A 17,692-nucleotide genomic window follows, 5' to 3' on the forward strand; every position below is an offset into this window, starting at 1 on the left:
GTTACATCGGATGCAACGGGTACTGCCCAGTTCACGACAATATTTTTTTAGAGCTTCCGACGGACATAAAAAAAGCCCGCTGCGGCAGCGGGCTGGGTATCAGCAAAAATCGCGCCCTACGCAGTTTAACGCGGGCTGCCGAGGCTACGCAGTTGCTCGTCGAGGGCGGCGCCGCCGGGGGCAGTGCCCACGGCCTGCGCGGTGCGGTCGGCGAGGCGGTCGGTGAGCTGCTGGAGCAGGGCCACGCGGCGCTCCAGGACCTGCAGCTGCTGCACGGTGGCGGCCGAAACAGGGTTGGCGGGCAGGCCGGTAATCTGCGCTTCGCCCCGGCCGCCGGCCACGGCGCGGTTGCGCTGCTCGATGCTCTGGGCCGACTGCATGTCGTCGCGCAGATTCACCACCACGCCCTGCATGTTGACGGCCTGGCCGTTGGGCAGCAGCTGGCGGGTGCCGTCTTTCTTCACCAGTATGCCCGAGGGATTGATAACGGAGCCGTCGTTGAGCGTCAGCGGGCCTTCGAGGCGAAAGGCCTGCCCGGCCTGCAGCTTCATGACCACCCCGTTTTCGCGGAAGGCGCCGTCTTTCAGGCTGTAAACGGGCTGTTGGGCGAGGGCCAGCAGGGTTAGGCAACTCAGCAGGGCAGTCAGCAGCAGTCGGGGCATGGGGGCGGGGCGCGGCGGGGTGTGGGCGCCGCGCGCTCTGCTAGCCCGTACGCAGGCCGGGCGGCCGCTGTTGCTCAGAGGACTGGGGCGGCTTCGGCGTGGCGGCAATGCTCCAGCCAGTGCAGAGCGGCGGCCTCGTCGGAGAACAGGGCCACTTCGTAGCAATTGAGCAGGGCCGGCCGACCCGCGGGCACGAAGTCCGTCAGGTGCGAGGGGGAGAGCAGATAGGCCAGGTAAACGCGCTGGGGAAAGTACTCGGCCAGGCGGGGCAGGAAGGTTTCGATAACCCAACGGGTGGCAGCCAGGCTGGCCGGGCCACGACGGCGCATATCCAGCAGCCAGTACCGGGCGCCGTACGGGGCGGCCACGGCCAGGGCAGCTTCGTAGCCCAGGCGTACTTCGGCATCGGAGGTGCTGCGCAGCCAGCGGCTGAACAGCAGGCCCAGGTCGGTGCGGAAGGAAAGGTCGATGAAATCAGTGGGGGCGGTGCTCATAGGACGCGGGAAATGAGAAGCACCGCGCCGGTGGGGGCGCAGCCAGACAATGGAAAAGCGCCCTGCGCAGAGCAGTCTGCGCGAGCCGCCAACGGGAAAAGCAAGCCAACGGGTGGTGCCTCGGCACCGGATGAGCGGGGCGGCCGGGGCGGGCCGCCGGCAATAGGCGAAAACGGAGCGCTGAAAAGCCGGGCCGGTGGAGCCGCAGGAGGGGGCATCAGGCGGGATGCCGCGCCGGGGCGTTGTCTAACAATGGTACAAAAATCGAAGCCCTTTTCCAAACCCAATGGCCGGGTTCGGGCAGGATTAATGCCACTGTTACGGGGCGGGCTACCTTTGCCGCCGCTTTCCGTTTGAGGCTTCCTATGAGTATTGCCGACGCCACCCCCCGCCACGACCCCTACGCCGCCCTGCGCCTGCCCGAGTTTCGCCGCCTGATTATGGCCCGGGTGTGCTTTGTGGTGGCCACGCGCATCCAGGGGCTGGTAGTAAGCTGGCAGATTCTGCACCTGACCAACGACCCGCTGGCCCTGGGCTTTATCGGGCTGGCCGAGGCGGTGCCCAGCATCGGGGTGTCGCTCTACGCGGGGCACGTGGCCGACACGGTGCGCCGCAAGAACATCATCGTGGCGGCGGTGGCGGTGCTGCTGCTGTGCGCGGTGGCCCTGTGGGGGCTGGCCTCGCCGTGGGGGCTGCCGGTGCTGGCCAAAGACCGGCTCTATACCCTGCCGCTGTACGGGGTTATTTTCGTCAGCGGCATTGCGCGGGGCTTTCTGGGCCCGGCGCTGTTTTCCTTTATGCCCCAGCTGCTGCCCGACCGGGAGCGGCTGGCCAACGCCATTACCTGGAACAGCACCACGTACCAGGCCTCGGCGGTGCTGGGGCCGGCTATTGGCGGCTACCTGGTGCACTACATCGACGTGGCGCCTTCCTACGGGGTGGCCGTGGGGCTGCTGCTGCTGGCCCTGCTGCAGTTTGTCAGCATTGCGGGGCGGCCGCTGCCCGCAATCGTGGGGGAGCGGCTGCCGCTGAAGGAGAGCATTCTGAGCGGGCTGCGGTTTATTTTCAGCAATCAGCTGGTGCTGTCGGCGCTGGCGCTGGACATGTTTGCGGTGCTCTTCGGCGGGGCCGTGGCGCTGCTGCCGGTGTTTGCGGTGGACATTCTGAAAGTCGGGGCGGCGGGCCTCGGCCACCTGGAGGCGGCCCCGGCGGTGGGCTCGGTGCTGATGGCGGTGGCCCTGACGTACTTCCCGCTCAAAACCTACGTGGGGCGCAAGCTGCTGTGGGCCGTGGCGGGCTTCGGGCTGGCCACCATCCTGTTTGCCCTGTCCACCAACTTCGTGCTGTCGCTGTTTCTGCTGTTCATGACCGGGGTGTTCGACTCGGTGTCGGTGATTGTGCGCTCCACGCTCATCCACACCTTCACGCCCGAGCACATGAAGGGGCGCGTGTCGGCCGTCAACAACATCTTTATCGGCTCCTCCAATGAGCTGGGCGCCTTCGAATCGGGGGCCATGGCCCGGCTGCTGGGCACGGTGCGCTCGGTGGTATTCGGCGGCACAATGACCATCGTGGTGGTGGGCATCACGGCGGCGCTGGCCCCGCGCCTGCGCCGCCTGCACGACGTGAAGGAGGAGGCTCCGGCGTAGGGGCGGGCGCGGCGGGGCGTATCACATACACGGGTGGGGGTGGGGCGCTGCCGCGAAGGGCGTATCACATACAATTCATCCTTCGATAAAGCCTAGCCGAAACGCTATGTTCCGTAGCTTTGCGGGGCCCGGGCCCGGCCCGGGGCCCCGCGCTGGTTATCCCCGTTGCTATGCCCGAAGTCGACACGCTTGATGCTCTCGAAGTCCGCCTCGCGGAGCTGCAGCGCACCGGCGACGGGGAGGCCTTCATGCAGGCCCTGTTCAGCAGCTACTACCGCCCGCTGGGCAACGTGATTTACCGCGTGGTGCAGGACCGCGCCGTGGCTGAAGACCTGCTCCAGGACGTGTTCATGCGCATCTGGCACAACCGCGAGACGCTCGTCATCACGACCACTTACAAGGCCTACCTCTACCGCGCCGCCATGAACGCGGCCCTGCGCCACGCCGAGCGCCGCAAACGGCAGGTGGGCTGGGAGGAGGCCAACCTCGAGGAACCCGGCCGCGACACCACCGCCGAGCAGCTCGACGCCCAGGACGCGGAGCAGCTGGTGGCCGTGGCGCTGCAGGCGCTGCCGCCGCAGTGCCGGGCCGTGTTCTTGATGAGCCGGCAGGAGGGCCTGAGCTACCAGCAGATTGCCGAAGCCCTGGACGTGGCCCCCAAAACCGTGGAAAACCAGATGGGCAAGGCCCTGCGCATCCTGCGCGACAAGCTCAGCGGCTTTCTGGCCGGGCTGCACTCCTGGCTGCTGGTGCTCTAGCGCCGGCGCTGCTTACTGCTGCGGGGCCTGCACGAGCCCGCCGCCAATGTCCGATAGGTCGATGCCGTGCCGCAGCCCGGACAAAGAAGCCGAGGCCAGCACGCCGGCGCCGAACATCTTTTGCGTGAGTACCCCCATCTGCTGGTACTTCTGCGCCCACAGCGCCGCCACTCCCGCCACGTGGGGCGTTGCCATGCTCGTGCCACTCATCAGCGTCAGGCCTCCGCCGAGCCCGGCTGAGAGAATATCCACCCCCGGGCCGGCAATGTTGGCGCCGGTGTTGGAGAAGTCGGCTACATCCAGCGTGGGGCCGTTGCTGCCCAGGGCTGCCACCGACACAATTCCGCTGGCCACGGCGGGCGGGCTGACGGAAATTTCGTAGGTCGGGCGGCGGCTCTCATTGCCGGAGGCGGCGACGAGCAGGCAGGGCTGGCGAAACATAGCCTGCACTTCCACCAGCTCCGCCAGCCTCTCAAACAGCAGCACCGTGGCCCGGTAGCCCTCCAGCGCCTGGGAAGTGGCGGCTTCGGGCCGCATTCCCTAATCCACGTAGCGCTGCTGCAAGCCCGGGAAATCAATGCCCAGCGACATGGAGATGATGCACGCCCCCTGGTCGGTGGCCCACTGAATGGCCTGCACGACCTGGTCACTGCCGCCGCCGTTGTTGCTGAGGACTTTGCCGATCAGCGCCCGTTGGATACCCGGCGCTACCCCAATGCGGGTACCGTTCACGGCTCGGCCGAAGATGGTGCCGGCACAGTGGGTGCCGTGGCCATTCGTGTCCCCGTTGCCCGCGCCCGTAAAATCTTTTTGTTCCACGGTTACGCCGTCGAAAGCCGGGTGGCCCGCCTCGATGCCGGTATCCAGCACGGCCACCACAATGCCGGAGCCGGAAAATGGCGAGGTATGGGCTTTTACGGCCTCAATGCCCCAGGCGGCCGCGGGGGCCGCGGCGGGCGCCGCTTTCGTGGCTACCGGCTCGATCAGCCGCATCGGTACCGCCGGCGCTACCACCAGCACATCCACTTCCTGGGTGAGCCTGGGAAGCTCCGAGCGTTTGACTTCCTCTATATGCACCGAGAGATTGACGCTGGTCGCGGCGGCGGGCATCATCACGCCTCGCATGGGCGCCATCAGTGGGTCCATGGTGCCCAGCGTCGGGCCCAGGAAGATGTCTTTGGTGCTGGTGCGGCGGCCGCGCAGCACAATCATTTTTTCCTTCGGAGTGCTCATAGGGAACAGGCAGGTGGGTTAGGCGAGCAAAGTATTGAATCACAGTCCGATCCAAATCAGTGCTGACACTGAATTCGGGCGCGGCAGCCGATTCTGCCCCGGGCGCGCAGCGGCGGCCGTAATTTTTTTCAGGCCGGCGTGGGGGTAGGGGCGGGGTTGCGGGTCTTAGCAGTAGAAACCCGTTCCGACAACCCTTTCCAGACCTGCTATGAAAACCTCCCTGTTCCTGCCGTTGCTGACGGCCTCCGGCGCGCTGCTGCTCAGCGGCTGCGGCAAAAACGGCCTCAACCCCACCATCCGCGGCGAAGGCCCCAGCGTGGCCGAAACCCGCAGCCTGGCCAGCTTCAGCCGCGTGGAAGTGGCCACCGACGCCGAACTGGTCATCAGCCAGGGCCCCCGGCAGGAAGTGCGCGTGGAAGGCCAGCGCAACATCCTCGACATCCTCGAAACCGACGCCAGCGGCGGCAAGCTGCGGGTGGAAACCGGCCGCTACAACCTGCGCAGCCACGAGCCCATCCGGGTGCTGGTGACGGTGCCGGCGCTGACCTCGGTGCGCCTTTCCTCCAACGGCCACATCCGCAGCGCCGCGGCCTGGGACGCCAGCCGCTTCGACGTGGACGCCACCGGCTCGGGCAGCGTGGAACTGGTGCTGGGCCAGGTGCAGGACCTGCACACCGCCATTACCGGCTCGGGCGTGGTGACGCTGCGCGGCGCGGCGGCCGCCCACACGGCCCGCCTCACCGGCTCGGGCGAGCTGCAGGCCTACGAGCTCAGCACCCGCAGCAGCGACCTGACGGCCACCGGCTCGGGCCGCAGCTACGTGCGCGTGGCCGAGCGCCTGGACGTGAAGCTGACCGGCTCCGGCTCGGTGTACTATAAGGGCCGGCCGAGCGTGAGCCAGCGCACCACCGGCTCGGGCCGGGTCGTCGACGCCAACTAGACACCGCGGGCGGCCCCGGCCCGGGGCCAGCCGGGCTCCGAAAAAAAAAGTTGCCGGCCGCGTGGGGGTGCCGGCCGCCTTGCGGATCATACCCTCAGAAACCCGAAACCGATTACTCAACTCCAGCCAACTAGCTATGAAAACCAACCTGCTGCCCGCCCTGCTGCTGCCGGCCCTGCTGCTCACCACCGCCTGCTCGCACGAGGGCGACGCCTTCGGCCCGCGGGTGCGGGGCGTGGGCCCCACTGAAACCCAGAAGCGCACCGTCAACAGCTTCAGCCGCGTGGAGCTCAAGATTGACGCCGAAGTAATCCTGACCCAGGGGCCCCAGCGCGAGGTGCACATCGAGGCTCAGCAAAACATCCTCGACGTGCTCGAAACCGAGCTGAGCGGCGACGAGCTGCAGATCGAGTACGGCCACGCCCGCGTGGTGGGCCACAGCCCCGTAAAGGTTTACATCACCGCGCCTTCCCTCTCGGAGGTGGAGGTGTCCGGCTCGGGCAAGCTGCGCACGGCCACGCCCTGGGCGGCCAACTCGCTGAAAGTCGGCGTGACGGGCTCGGGCGAGGCCGATGTGGAGCTGGCCAATGTCGACGGGCTGCGCGCCACCGTGTCGGGCTCGGGCGAGGTGAAGCTGCGCGGCACGGCCGCCACCAACAACATCAGCATCTCCGGCTCGGGCAAGGTGTCGGCCTACGACCTGAGCACCCAGGACACCTACGCCAGCATCTCGGGCTCGGGCAAGGCCTACGTGCGGGCCGCCCGCACGCTTTCGGCCGAAATCAGCGGCTCGGGCACCGTGTACTACCGCGGCACGCCCACCGTCACCAGCCGCATTTCCGGCTCGGGTAAAGTATTGACGGGCAACTAACTAGTGGTGAAATAGTGAAATGGTGAGTTTGATGTTCAGGAGGCCGAATAAGGTAAAGATTCGATAAAGGCGTCTGCTACAACCAAATGCACCGCTGCTGCCACTCTCCGCGGAAACCGCGGGACCGGGCAAGCAGCTCGTCAAACTCACCATTTCACAATTTCACCACATCACCGACTCGCGTCCGCTCCTTGTTCCAACCACCGTCCGCTGGCTGCCGGTTTCTGCTCGTCGGCCGCTAGCGGGCTGCTCTGAAAACAAACATGAAAAACTCTACCTCCTGGGCGCTGACGGCCGGCTTGCTGCTGGCCGCCGGCCCCGCCTGGAGCCAAACCGCGCCCGCCGCGCCGGCCGCCCTCAGCGGCACCCTGCGCGACGCGGCCACCGGCGAAGCCCTCGTGGGCGCCAGCGTCTTCGTCAAGGCCCTCGGCCAGGGCACCAGCACCGACGAAAACGGCTTCTACCGCCTCGTGCTGCCCAAGGGCACCCACACTGTCACCTACCAGATCCTGGGCTTCGAGCCCCAGCAGGTCACGCTCACCCTCGCCGGGGATATGACCCGCTCAGTGAAGCTCGGCGCCCAGCGCCAGCAAACCCGGGAAGTGGTGGTGACGGGCCTGCGGGCCGAAGACAACGTGAAAAAGCCCGAAATGAGCGTCAACCGCCTCGACATGAAGACGGTGAAGCTCATGCCGGCCCTGCTCGGCGAGGTCGACGTGGTGCGCAGCATTCAGCTGCTGCCGGGCGTGACGACGGTGGGGGAGGGCGCCTCGGGCTTCAACGTGCGCGGCGGCGGCATCGACCAGAACCTGATTCTGATGGACGAAATGCCGGTCTACAACGTGTCGCACCTGTTTGGCTTCTTCTCCGCCTTCAACCCCGACGCGGTGCAGGACATGACGCTCTACAAGGGCGCCATTCCGGCCCGCTACGGCGGCCGCCTCTCCTCGCTGCTCGACGTGAAGATGCGCGACGGGCGCCAGGCCGAGCGCCTGACTGTCAACGGCGGCGTGGGGCTGATTTCCTCGCGCCTCGCCGTGGAAGCCCCGCTGATCAAGGACCGCACCTCCATTTCGCTGGCCGGCCGCCGCTCCTACGGCGACCTGTTCCTGAAGCTTATTCCGGAGCAGCGGAAAAACCAGGCCTACTTCTACGACCTGAACGTGAAGGTGAATCACCGCTTCAGCGCCAAGGACCAGCTGACCCTGACCGGCTACCGCGGCCGCGACGTGTTCAACTTCGCCGACGTGTTCAAAAACGACTGGGGCAACATGGGCGCTTCGGCCCGCTGGACGCACCAGTTCTCGCCCCGCCTGTTCGGCTCGGCCTCGGCCGTGGTGGCCCAGTACGACTACGGCCTCGGCGTGCCCAACGGCACCCAGGCCTTCGACTGGACCTCCAAAATCCGCAACTACACCGGCAAGGCCGACTTCAGCTACCAGCTCGGCGCGAATAACACGCTGGCGGCCGGCGTGAGCGGCACGCGCTACCACTTCGAGCCGGCCACGGTGAAGGCGCTCAGCGCCGAGTCCATCTTCCGGGGGCTGAAAGTGGACGACCAGCAGGCCGGCGAGTACGCCGCCTACCTCGACAACGAGCAAACCCTGGGCCCGCGCCTGCAGCTGCAGTACGGCCTGCGCGTGTCGGTCTACGACTTCCTGGGCTCGGGCACCGCCATTTCCGACTACGTGGGCGAAACCGGCCAGCGCAAAACGCCCGTCAACACCCGCACGTACCAGGACGGGGAGCGGATCAAGCGCTACGCCAACCTGGAGCCCCGGGCCTCCGCGCGCTACACCCTGGACCTGAACAGCTCGCTGAAAGCCAGCTACACCCGCACGGCCCAGTACGTGCACCTGATTTCGAACACCACCGCCGCCTCGCCGCTGGACGTGTGGAGCCCGAGCACCAACAACATCCGGCCCGAGCGCGGCAACCAGGTGGCCCTGGGCTACTTCCGCAACTTCCACGACAACGCCTACGAGGCCTCGGTGGAGGTATTTGGCAAGACCATGGACAACCAGGTCGACTACGTGAACGGGGCCAACACCCTGCTCAACAAGGACCTGGAAGGCGAGCTGCTCTACGGGCAGGGCCGGGCCTACGGCGCCGAGTTTTTCGTCAAGAAAAGCCAGGGCAAGCTCTCGGGCTGGGTGAGCTACACGCTGAGCCGCTCGGAGCGGCAGATCGACGGCATCAACCGGGACCAGTGGTACCCGAATAAGTACGACAAGACGCACAGCCTCAACGTGGTGGGTATGTACCAGCTTGGGCCCCGGCTGACGGCCTCGGCCAGCTTCGCCTACGGCACCGGCGTGGCCACCACCTTCCCCAACGGCCGCTTCGTGTACGAGGGCCTGGTGGTGCCCGTGGTCAGCGGCGACGCCCGCAACAACTACCGCGTGCCCGCCTACCACCGCCTCGACCTCGGCGCCACGCTGAAGAACCGCCCCCGGCCCGACCGGCGCTGGCAGAGCGAGTGGGTGTTTTCGGTCTACAACGCCTACTCGCGCCGCAACCCCTACGGCATCTACTTCCGCCAGAACGAGGACAACCCGCGCAAAACCGAGGCCGTGCGCCTGGCCGTGTTCGGCTCGGTCATTCCGTCGGTGTCCTACAACTTCAACTTCTGATGGCCCGCCCCGCTGCCCTGCGCCCCGCGGTAAAGCCGAAGCCCGGCCCCGCCCTGCGCCCGATGGAAACCTACTACCCCACGATTGAGACGCGCGTGCACGTGGCCGCCACGGAAGCCGGCCTGGCGCTTTTCTACGAGGCCGGCGGCCGGTTGCAGACCGAGGGCCTGCGCTTTGGCGTCTCGCATGCCGCCGCTGACCGCCGCGTGCTGACCATCGAAATCGAATATTCCCAAGACTTGCGCTGCCCTTCTGAGCTATGAAACGCTTCCCCTTTTTCCTGACCTTGCTCACGGCCGGTCTCGCCCTGCTCAGCAGCTGCACCGACGTGGTCGACGTGGAGCTGCCCGAGCCCGAGCCGCTGCTGGCCGTCGAAGGCAACATCACCGACCAGCCCGGGCCCTACACCATTCGGCTGACCAAAACTGGGCCCTACTTCCAGGACCAGGAGCCGCCCGTCGTGCGCGGGGCCGAGCTGGTGCTCAGCGCCAACGACGGCACCACCGAAACCCTGCGCGAAACCGCCCCCGGCGTGTACCAGACCCGCCAGCTGCAGGGCAAAATCGGCCAGCACTACGTGCTCAGTATCAAGGCCGAGGGCCAGCACTACCGCGCCGCCACCGAAATCAAGCGCATTCCCGGCATCGACGGGCTCAGCCAGCAGTACAAGCAGAACGAGCCCGGCTGGGACAACGGCATCTACGCCTTCTACAACGGCCCGGAGCTGCCCGGCGCGGGCGACTACTACCGCTTCAAGATCTTCCTCAACGGCGAGCTGCAGAACGACCCCGACGACCTGGTGGTGCGCGACGACGCCCTCGTGGACGGCCGCTACATCGGCGGCATCGAGCTGAACAGCGAACCGCTGCAGCCCGGCGACAGCGTGCGCGTGCAGCTGCTCTCGCTGCCGCAGGACTACTATTACTTCCTCAACGAGATGTTCACCCAGATCAACAACGTGGGCCTGTTTTCCTCGCCGCCGGCCAACGTGCGCTCCAACGTGGTGAACGTGGACCCCGCCGGTCCCAAAGCCGTGGGCTACTTCGCCGGCACCGCCGTGCGCTCGGCCCGCCTGACCATCCAGTAAGGCCGTAGCGCGGGCTTGGCGGCGCCGACCTTTGGTTCCGCCCGCGTTCATCGGATAGTAGTCCATAACCGCTCGGTGCCGGTCGTTCTGCGACAATCGTCCGGGCGGACGCGGGCTAAAGCCCGGGCTACTGCGCTACATCCGCCGAAATTCCGCAAATTCACCGCTCAACCGCCACCATGCTTCACCTCCACGCCGATACCGATGCCCCCTGGGAGCTGCTGGCCAAGCACCTCGCGGGCGAAGCATCGGCGGCGGAGCAGGCGCAGCTGCACCAGTGGCTCACGGCCGCGCCCAGCCGCCTGCGCCTGCTCACCGACGCGACCCGGGCCTGGGAGCGGGGCGGCCGCGTGGCCGAGGTCTTCACCGACGCCGACGTGGCCCCGGCCTGGCAGCGCTTCAGCGTCGCCGCGGGCCTGCAAGCCGCCGGCACGGCCCCCGCGCCGCCCGCCCCGGCCGAACCGGGCCGGGTGGTGCCGATGTGGCAAACAGCTCGGCCCTGGCTGCGCGTGGCGGCGGCCGTGCTCCTGCTCGTGGGCTTCTGGGCCGTGGCCCGCACTTTCCTGCGGACAACTGCCGCCCGGGCCGTGACCGTGGCCGCCGGCCCCCGGCGCCAGCTGGCTACCCTGCCCGACGGCAGCCGGGTGTGGGTGAACAAGAACTCCACCCTGAGCTACGCGGCCGACTTCAACCAGACCAGCCGGGTGGTGCAGCTGCGCGGCGAGGCCTTTTTTGAGGTGAGGAAAGACCACGGCCGCCCCTTCACGGTGCTGGCCGGCGACACCCGCACCCGGGTGCTCGGCACTTCCTTCAACGTGCGCGCCTACGCCACCGAAGACTCGGTGGAAGTGGCGGTGGTGACGGGCCGCGTGGCCTTCGCCCCCGACCGCCAGAAACTCACCGTGCAGGATTCGGTGCTGCTCACGCCCGGCCTGCGCGGCGTCATTCGCCGCACGGCGCCCGCCGTGGCCGTGCAGCGCCGCATCACCGATCCGAACTTCCGCGCCTGGCAGCACGACGAGCTGGTGTTCGACAACCAGCCGCTGGGCCAGGTGGCCGGCACGCTCACGCGCTACTACGGCACGCCGGTGGCCCTGAGCCGCCCCGAGCTGGCCAACTGCCGCTTCACCGGCACTTTCCACCAGGCCGAGCTACCGCAGGTGCTGCGCGTGCTCAGTCTCTCGGCCAACCTGTCGGTGACGCAGTCGGCCCAGGGCGGCTACACCCTCGACGGACCGGGCTGCCCCAGCCTGTAACTCATACCTCTCCCCGCCATTTTTCCCCTGCCCGCTATGCGCAACCGCATATGCCTGGCCGCCGCCGTGCTGTGCGCACTGGCCGGTGCGCCCGCCGCCGCTCAGGTGCGCACCGGCTCGGTGCTGGACCGCCGGGTGACGGTGACCTTCAACCAGGCGCCGCTGGAATCGGTGCTGCGTACGCTGCGGCGCCAGTACGGCGTGCGCATCTCCTACAGCAACACGGCCCTGAACCTGCGCCAGCCCGTCACGCTCAACGTGCAGAACCAACCCCTGCGCGCCGTGCTCAGCGAAGTGCTGGAAGGCAAGAACATCGGCTACGAGCTGGTGGGCGACCAGCTGGTGCTGCACCCCGCCCCGCCCAGGGCCCCGGCGCCGAAAGCCGCCCCGGCCGCCCCCGCGGCCACCACGACGACCACCGTCAGCCGCGCCGGCACCGACAAAGCGCCCGACAGCCCGGCCGCCGCGGCGGACAAAGAGCCGGAAGCCCGCGCCGCCGCCGAACCGGCCCGGCCTGCTCCGGCCGGCGCGGCGCCCGTTAAAACCAAGCCAGCCGTGCCGGCGAAGAAAACCCCGGCCAAACCGGCTTCCGGCACCGCCGCCAAGGGCAGCACGTCCGGCCGCGGCGCCGCCACCGCCGCGGGCGGCCAGACGACGGCAAAGTCGACGGCAACAGCTGCCGGCAACACGCCGGCGGGCCGGTCCGCCGGCGGCCCCGCCGCCGAGCCGACGGCAGCAACCGGCCCGGCCGCCGCAACGCCGGCCACTCAAGCCCCTGGGACGCCCACGGCCGCTGCCCCACCGGTGCCCGTCCCGGCCGGCGCGCCGGCTGACTCTGCGGCGGCTGAAGCGCCCCAAGAGCCGGCCCGGCCGACGTTCACCAAGCCCGCCCAGATTTCCCTGCTCGGGCCGCTCGGCTCCAACGGCCTGCGCAGCGGGCAGACGGTCAACCACGTGTCCATCAACGTGCTGGGTGGCTACGCGGCGGGCGTGGATGGATTCGAAGCGGCGGGCCTCGTCAACGTGGACCGCGACACGGTAGCGGGCGTGCAGGTGGCGGGTCTGGCCAACGTCGTTGGCCGCCACCTCGACGGCTTTCAGGCCGCCGGGCTGGCCAACGTGCTCGGCGGGCCCGGCCGGGGCTGGCAGGCGGCGGGCCTGCTGAACCTGGCCACGCGGCCCGTAGCCGGCGCCCAGACGGCGGGCCTGTTCAACTACGCCGGCCCGCGCAAGCGCCCCGCCGAGCCCGAGCTGACGGCCAGCACCGCCGCCCTGGGCACCAGCGCCAGCGGGGGCCTCGACGCCGCCCCGGCCGCCACGCCCGTGGCCGTGCAGGCCGCCGGGGTGTTCAACGTGGCCCTGACGGAAATGCGCGGCGGGCAGGCCGCCGGACTCTTCAACGTGGCCAAGGAAACCAACGGGCTGCAGGCGGCGGGGCTGTTCAACGTGGCCGGTACCGTGCGCGGCGTGCAGCTGGCCGGGCTGGTCAACTTCGCCGACTCGGTGCGGGGCGTCAGCCTGGCGCCCTTCAACTTCGTGGTGCACGGCTACCACCGCCTCGAACTCACCCATTCCGAAACCTGGCCCGTCACGGCCAGCCTGAAGCTGGGCGGCTCGGCGGCGTTCTACACCTTCTTCACCGGCGCCTACGACGGCTTCGGCCGCGGCCCGCGCCGCTGGGCGGCCGGCTACGGCTTCGGCACCGACGTGTGGGCCCGGCGCCGCCTCAGCCTCAGCCTCGACGCCGTGGCGCTGCACGTCAACGAGGAGCAGCGCGGCCTGACCCGCGCCCTGAACCTGCACAACCAGCTGCGCCTGCTGGTGGGCCTCACGCCCTTCAGGCCCGGCAGCCACATCCGCCTGGTGGCGGGCCCCACCGTCAGCGTGCTCGTCACGCAGCGCTACGATACCGCCGAAGGCCGCGTGTATTCCAACCTCAGCCAGGGACGCAAGCTGTGGCTGAACGACGGCAACGCCCGCACCCGCGTGCTCGGCTGGTACGGCTACAGCGTGGGCCTGCGGTTTTGAGCAGCGGTCCAGGCTATTTTTTCCGGGCGCCGGCCAGCCGGGAAGACGCATAGGGGCGTTTCACCGTCCGTGCCGTGCGGCAATCGGGCGGGTGTCAACCGTTCAGCGCCGAGCAGGTTGCGTCTTCACAGCGGGCTGCCGGTTTGGAGGCTATAGCCGTTTCCCCATCGGCGTAGCCGAAATGCAGCGCGGGCTTGGCTACGCCGACCTTCGGTTCAGCCCGCGTTACACCGTTCCCGAAACCGCTACAAGCGCGTTTCGAATTTCGCTGAAGGTGTCCTCCGCCTTCAACATGAGCAACACCTAAAATCCCAAACCCGCGCTGATTTCAATCGGCTTCCAACTGGAGTGGCCCGAAAATGCCGCGCCCCGCTTCCGGTCAGAAGCGGGGCGCGGCGTTTATACCGTGGCGTTTACTTCTTCACGTGCCGGGCCAGCCAGTCACCGATGACGGCCAGGGCGCTGGGGGCGAAGGTTTCCTCGAGGCGGCCGTATTCGTCGGTGAGGCCGGTGGCAGCGGTCTGAAACAGGTGGTTGAGGCCGGGCAGCTCCTGCGCCGTCACGTCCGGGTTGCCGCCGGCCCGCACGCCTTTTTCCCAGGCGGCCAGGTTGGGGCCGGCCGCCACCTGCAGGTCCTTGCTGCCGCCCAGGGCCAGTACCGGGCATTTCACCCGGGGCAGCAGCGGCTCGGGGTTGAAGGCCAGCAGCTGGCGGTACCACGCGGTGGTCAGCCCCGCGGCCTGCTGCCGGGCCTGGGCCGCGTTCATGCCGATTTCGGTCAGCAGCTTGGTTACCTGCGCCTGGGCCTGCTGGTTGTCGGGCGTTTGCAGAATGGTCAGGTAGATCTGCTGGTTCAGGGTTTTGTTGGCCGCCAGCTGCTCGGCGGGCAGTCCGGCGGCCCGGCCCAGGTCCTCGTTTTGGCGCACCATCATTTCCACGCCGCGCAGGGCCGGCCCGGCCAGCGACACCAGAAACGCCGGCGGATTGGCCTGAGTGGCGGCCAGCAGCCCGATCAGGGCGCCTTCGCTGTGTCCGATCAACCCCACCTTGCCGGCCTGCACGTCGGGGCGCTGGCGCAGCCAGGCCAGGGCGGCCTGCGCGTCGGTCACGCCGTCGGCGGCGGTGTAGCTGGCCCGGTCGCCCGTCGACTGGCCCACGCCGCGGTCGTCGTAGCGCAGCACCACGAAGCCGCGGCGGGTGAGGTAGTCGGCCAGCACGCGGAAAGGGCGGTGGCCGAAGATGGTTTCGTCTCGGTCCTGCGGACCCGAGCCGGTGACGAGCACCACGGCCGGAAACGGCCCGTTGCCGGGGGGCACTGTGATGGTGCCCGCCAGCCGGATGCCCGACCCGGCGTTGGCGAAGGTCACGTCCTCGGCCCGGTACGGAAACGGGGCCTTGGGTTCCTGGGGGCGCCGGACGGCCGGCGCCGCGCTGCCCGCCGTCCCCTGGCGCCGCAGCGTCAGCGGGGCCGAGCGGCCGCCCTGCTGCCAGGTGGCGCTGATCTGCTGCCCGTCGGTGGAAACGCGGCCGGCCAGCACGGCGGCCGGGGCCGTCAGGCGCATCACCACGCTGTCGGCGCGCACCGTGATGCTGGCAATGGGCAGCCCGTAGGCCTGCTGCTTGGGGCTGTCGAGGGTGCCGGTGTAGCGGCCGTCGGGCTGCTGCTGCAGGTGCACCACCAGCGGAATGTCGGTACCGGCGGCGCTCAGGCTGCCTTGCCAGTCGCCGGTCAGGTGCGGGGCCGGGGCGGCGGCGGCCCGGCCCGAAAGATGGCCGCTGAGCAGCAACAACAGGCCCAGGCAGGCGAGCAGGCGGGAAAGGAGCATAAGGGGAGGCTTGAGGAAGTAGGCTGACGGATGGCCGGGGCGGCCGGGGGTACCTGACGGAGGGAAATTATCCACCGCGGGTTGCAGCGCCGCCCGATTTCGTCGAACTGGCCACCCGCCCCGCCTGTGGTACTACACCCGCCCCGCCGCCGGCGTTCCGGCGGCGCCGGCCGGGGCACGCCAGGTCGCCCGAAATGCAAACGAGCCGCCTAGCGGGCGGCTCGTTTTTCCTGGGTGGCAACGCCCCCGGTTGATTTCGGGGCTTTCAGCTTGGGTTTGGCCAGCGTCGGGGCCGGGGCCGCCGGCGCGGCGGGCAGCGTAGTGCTGTGTTGCGCCACCCACCCGTGAATCAGGGCCAGGGCCTTGGGCGAAAACGTGGGCTGCACCTGCCCGTTGACCAGCGGCCAGTCGGTGGCGGAGGACTGGAACCAGTGGTTGACGCCGGTGAGCTTGTGGGTTTCTACCCGGCGGTTGCCGCTGGCCTTGAGGCCTTTCTGGAGCGTCGGCAGGTTTTTGTTGGCGGCCACCAGCAGGTCGGCGGCGCCGTTGAGGGCCAGCACCGGGCACTTCACCTGGCCCAGCTTGGCCTGCGGGTCGAAGTCGATAAAGAAGCGGTACCAGGGCGAGGTGAGCTGGTGGGCGCGGGCCTGCACCATCGTGAAGTCGATGTCGGCGTTGGACATGCGCAGCATGGCCGCCACCTTGGCGCGGGCCAGGTCGTTGTTGGGCGTCTGGCGAATGATGCCGAGCATTTGCTCGTGCAGCTGCAGGGCCGACGTGACCTGCTGGGTGTTGGCCCCGATCAGGCGCATGATTTCCACCTGCTGCCGCTTCAGCACCTCCGGCCCCGACAGCCCGTACCCGGCCAGGGATATCACGTAGTCGGGGGCATTCCGGTCGGCGGCGGCCAGCAGGGCCACGTTGGCGCCTTCGCCGTGGCCCACCATGCCCACCTGGGCTTTGTTGACCTTGTAGTGCGCCCGCAGAAAACCCATGGCTGCCTGCGCGTCCGACACCAGGTCGGCCGTGGTGGCCTGCTGGTAGCTGCCGGTGGAGCGGCCCACGCCGCGGTCGTCGTAGCGGAGCACGGCCACGCCGCGGCGGGTGAGGTAGTCGGCCAGGATGTGGAACATGCGGTAGTTGTCCACCACCACGTTGCGGTCCTGCGGGCCCGAGTCCGAAATCAGCACCACGGCCGGGAAGGGGCCCTTGCCCTGGGGCATGGTGAGCGTGCCGGTCAGGCGCAGCTTGGCCACTTTATTGGGCACCACCACTTCTTCCTCGCGGTAGGGCAGGGCCGGCTTGAAGGTGGCCGCGTTGATGACCGAGCCGGTGGTGCGCTCCAGCACCAACGGCCCCGTCAGGGCCGGCTGCGTCCAGGTCCCGCTGATGCGCTTGCCGTCGGTGGCCAGCTTGCCCACAAACTTGCTGGCGGCTTCTTCGATGCGCATGCTCACGTCGCTGCCCTTCAGCTCTATCTTGACCGGCATGCGGCTGATTTTCTGCTTGGGCACGTCGAGGGTGGCGTAGAGGGTGCCGTTGCTGAGCGGTACGATGGTAACGACCATTTCCCAGCTGCCGCTAGGCACCTTCAGCGAACCGCGCCACTGTCCGCCCAGGGGCGACGCGGCGGCCCCGGGCTTGGGCCCGGCCGTAGCGCACACGACAACCACTAACAACAGCAGCAAGAGCTGGAAATGACGTAAAAAAATCCTCATAAAGTGAAAAAAGAAACCGACGCGGTGGAAGAATTACGGAGCCTTATTCCGGCAAAATACCAAAATTAAGCAATGTCGGCCATGCCCCTACGCTCCTCCCCGCAGAAAGTTGGTGAAACCCACCCGCGGGGCCGCCTGGGCCCAAAAAAGCCCCGGCCCCGCGCCAGCGGAACCGGGGCTTTGGCGCCACCAAGCGTCGGCCCGCGCCTACCCCGCCACCGATACCCGCGGCGGCGCTGGTACGGTCGCCGGCGTCGGGGCGGCCCCGTACTCCCAACGCTTTTGCCAGCGCAGCCAGAGTTGTTTCCAGAGATGATTCCGCTGCTTCAAGCGGGGCGGGGGCGGCTTCGGTCGTTCTTTAGCCGGTTTTGGGTGAGGCGACGGGTTGGTTGGGCGTGCAGAAGCGGCTGTAAGAGCGTGTTGGGGAATTGCTGTTGGGGTAAAAGAAAACGAGCCAGTAAGTTGCGCCGGGAGTTCCTAGGCTCTCGGTCGCATTATGGTTGACGGCTATCAACCCCTCACTGACTCGCAGTGGCA

13 protein-coding genes and 1 pseudogene are annotated in these 17,692 nt (G+C 68.3%); 9 read left to right on the forward strand and 5 right to left on the reverse strand.

What is annotated here, in order from left to right:
- Positions 1-125: 125 nt before the first annotated feature.
- Both DLM85_RS19750 and DLM85_RS19755 read right to left on the reverse strand, forming a co-directional pair.
- The gene (locus DLM85_RS19750) at positions 126-662 is read right to left on the reverse strand and encodes a DUF6799 domain-containing protein (RefSeq protein ID WP_111479889.1); all 537 of its coding nucleotides are present in this window, start codon (positions 660-662) and stop codon (positions 126-128) included.
- A 74-nt stretch (positions 663-736) separates the two neighbouring features.
- Positions 737-1,156, reverse strand: coding sequence for a hypothetical protein (locus DLM85_RS19755; protein ID WP_111479890.1), 420 nt, complete (start codon positions 1,154-1,156; stop codon positions 737-739).
- A 365-nt stretch (positions 1,157-1,521) separates the two neighbouring features.
- Here DLM85_RS19755 and DLM85_RS19760 point away from each other — a divergent pair, with 365 nt between their 5' ends.
- Complete coding sequence (locus DLM85_RS19760) at positions 1,522-2,805, forward strand: MFS transporter (RefSeq protein ID WP_111479891.1); 1,284 nt, start codon at positions 1,522-1,524, stop codon at positions 2,803-2,805.
- Positions 2,806-2,975: 170 nt separating this feature from the next.
- Entirely contained in the window at positions 2,976-3,563 is a 588-nt protein-coding gene (locus DLM85_RS19765) for an RNA polymerase sigma-70 factor (RefSeq protein WP_111479892.1), read from the forward strand.
- Positions 3,564-3,575: 12 nt separating this feature from the next.
- On the opposite strand, the pseudogene DLM85_RS26095 reads toward DLM85_RS19765, so the two are convergent.
- Positions 3,576-4,796 (reverse strand): annotated as a pseudogene (locus DLM85_RS26095) (S8 family peptidase).
- Between the two features lie 208 nt (positions 4,797-5,004).
- On the opposite strand from DLM85_RS26095, the gene DLM85_RS19775 reads away from it, so the two are divergent.
- From DLM85_RS19775 to DLM85_RS19805, 7 genes are all read left to right on the forward strand, one after another.
- A complete protein-coding gene (locus DLM85_RS19775; protein WP_111479893.1) occupies positions 5,005-5,736 on the forward strand; it encodes a head GIN domain-containing protein in 732 nt (243 codons plus the stop codon).
- A 136-nt stretch (positions 5,737-5,872) separates the two neighbouring features.
- Positions 5,873-6,607, forward strand: coding sequence for a head GIN domain-containing protein (locus tag DLM85_RS19780; protein WP_111479894.1), 735 nt, complete (start codon positions 5,873-5,875; stop codon positions 6,605-6,607).
- Between the two features lie 263 nt (positions 6,608-6,870).
- Complete coding sequence (locus DLM85_RS19785) at positions 6,871-9,240, forward strand: TonB-dependent receptor (RefSeq protein ID WP_111479895.1); 2,370 nt, start codon at positions 6,871-6,873, stop codon at positions 9,238-9,240.
- A complete protein-coding gene (locus DLM85_RS19790) occupies positions 9,240-9,503 on the forward strand; it encodes a hypothetical protein (protein ID WP_111479896.1) in 264 nt (87 codons plus the stop codon). The genes DLM85_RS19785 and DLM85_RS19790 overlap by 1 nt, the downstream gene beginning before the upstream one ends.
- On the forward strand, positions 9,500-10,327 hold the full coding sequence (locus DLM85_RS19795; RefSeq protein ID WP_111479897.1) for a DUF4249 domain-containing protein: 828 nt from the start codon (positions 9,500-9,502) through the stop codon (positions 10,325-10,327). Before DLM85_RS19790 ends, DLM85_RS19795 begins: the two co-directional genes overlap by 4 nt.
- 179 nt (positions 10,328-10,506) lie before the next feature.
- Positions 10,507-11,583, forward strand: a complete 1,077-nt coding sequence (locus DLM85_RS19800) for a FecR family protein (RefSeq protein ID WP_111479898.1) — start codon at positions 10,507-10,509, stop codon at positions 11,581-11,583.
- A gap of 36 nt (positions 11,584-11,619) precedes the next feature.
- Positions 11,620-13,611, forward strand: a complete 1,992-nt coding sequence (locus DLM85_RS19805; protein WP_111479899.1) for a DUF4974 domain-containing protein — start codon at positions 11,620-11,622, stop codon at positions 13,609-13,611.
- Between the two features lie 413 nt (positions 13,612-14,024).
- On the opposite strand, the gene DLM85_RS19810 is transcribed toward DLM85_RS19805, so the two are convergent.
- The gene (locus tag DLM85_RS19810) at positions 14,025-15,437 is read right to left on the reverse strand and encodes an alpha/beta hydrolase family protein (RefSeq protein WP_111479900.1); all 1,413 of its coding nucleotides are present in this window, start codon (positions 15,435-15,437) and stop codon (positions 14,025-14,027) included.
- Positions 15,438-15,646: 209 nt separating this feature from the next.
- Positions 15,647-17,125 (reverse strand): alpha/beta fold hydrolase, encoded by a 1,479-nt coding sequence (locus tag DLM85_RS19815; protein WP_165822219.1) that lies wholly within the window; start codon positions 17,123-17,125, stop codon positions 15,647-15,649.
- Positions 17,126-17,692 lie beyond the last annotated feature (567 nt).

This window comes from Hymenobacter edaphi (assembly GCF_003258365.1).
GTDB classification, from domain to species: Bacteria; Bacteroidota; Bacteroidia; order Cytophagales; family Hymenobacteraceae; genus Solirubrum; species Solirubrum edaphi.

Coding starts and splice junctions, on each gene's coding strand:
- DLM85_RS19805 (WP_111479899.1), top strand. CDS start 11,620: ATGCGCAACCGCATATGCCTGGCCGCCGCCGTGCTGTGCGCACTGGCC.
- DLM85_RS19785 (WP_111479895.1), top strand. CDS start 6,871: ATGAAAAACTCTACCTCCTGGGCGCTGACGGCCGGCTTGCTGCTGGCC.
- DLM85_RS19810 (WP_111479900.1), bottom strand. CDS start 15,437: ATGCTCCTTTCCCGCCTGCTCGCCTGCCTGGGCCTGTTGTTGCTGCTC.
- DLM85_RS19775 (WP_111479893.1), top strand. CDS start 5,005: ATGAAAACCTCCCTGTTCCTGCCGTTGCTGACGGCCTCCGGCGCGCTG.
- DLM85_RS19755 (WP_111479890.1), bottom strand. CDS start 1,156: ATGAGCACCGCCCCCACTGATTTCATCGACCTTTCCTTCCGCACCGAC.
- DLM85_RS19750 (WP_111479889.1), bottom strand. CDS start 662: ATGCCCCGACTGCTGCTGACTGCCCTGCTGAGTTGCCTAACCCTGCTG.
- DLM85_RS19790 (WP_111479896.1), top strand. CDS start 9,240: ATGGCCCGCCCCGCTGCCCTGCGCCCCGCGGTAAAGCCGAAGCCCGGC.
- DLM85_RS19760 (WP_111479891.1), top strand. CDS start 1,522: ATGAGTATTGCCGACGCCACCCCCCGCCACGACCCCTACGCCGCCCTG.
- DLM85_RS19795 (WP_111479897.1), top strand. CDS start 9,500: ATGAAACGCTTCCCCTTTTTCCTGACCTTGCTCACGGCCGGTCTCGCC.
- DLM85_RS19780 (WP_111479894.1), top strand. CDS start 5,873: ATGAAAACCAACCTGCTGCCCGCCCTGCTGCTGCCGGCCCTGCTGCTC.
- DLM85_RS19800 (WP_111479898.1), top strand. CDS start 10,507: ATGCTTCACCTCCACGCCGATACCGATGCCCCCTGGGAGCTGCTGGCC.
- DLM85_RS19765 (WP_111479892.1), top strand. CDS start 2,976: ATGCCCGAAGTCGACACGCTTGATGCTCTCGAAGTCCGCCTCGCGGAG.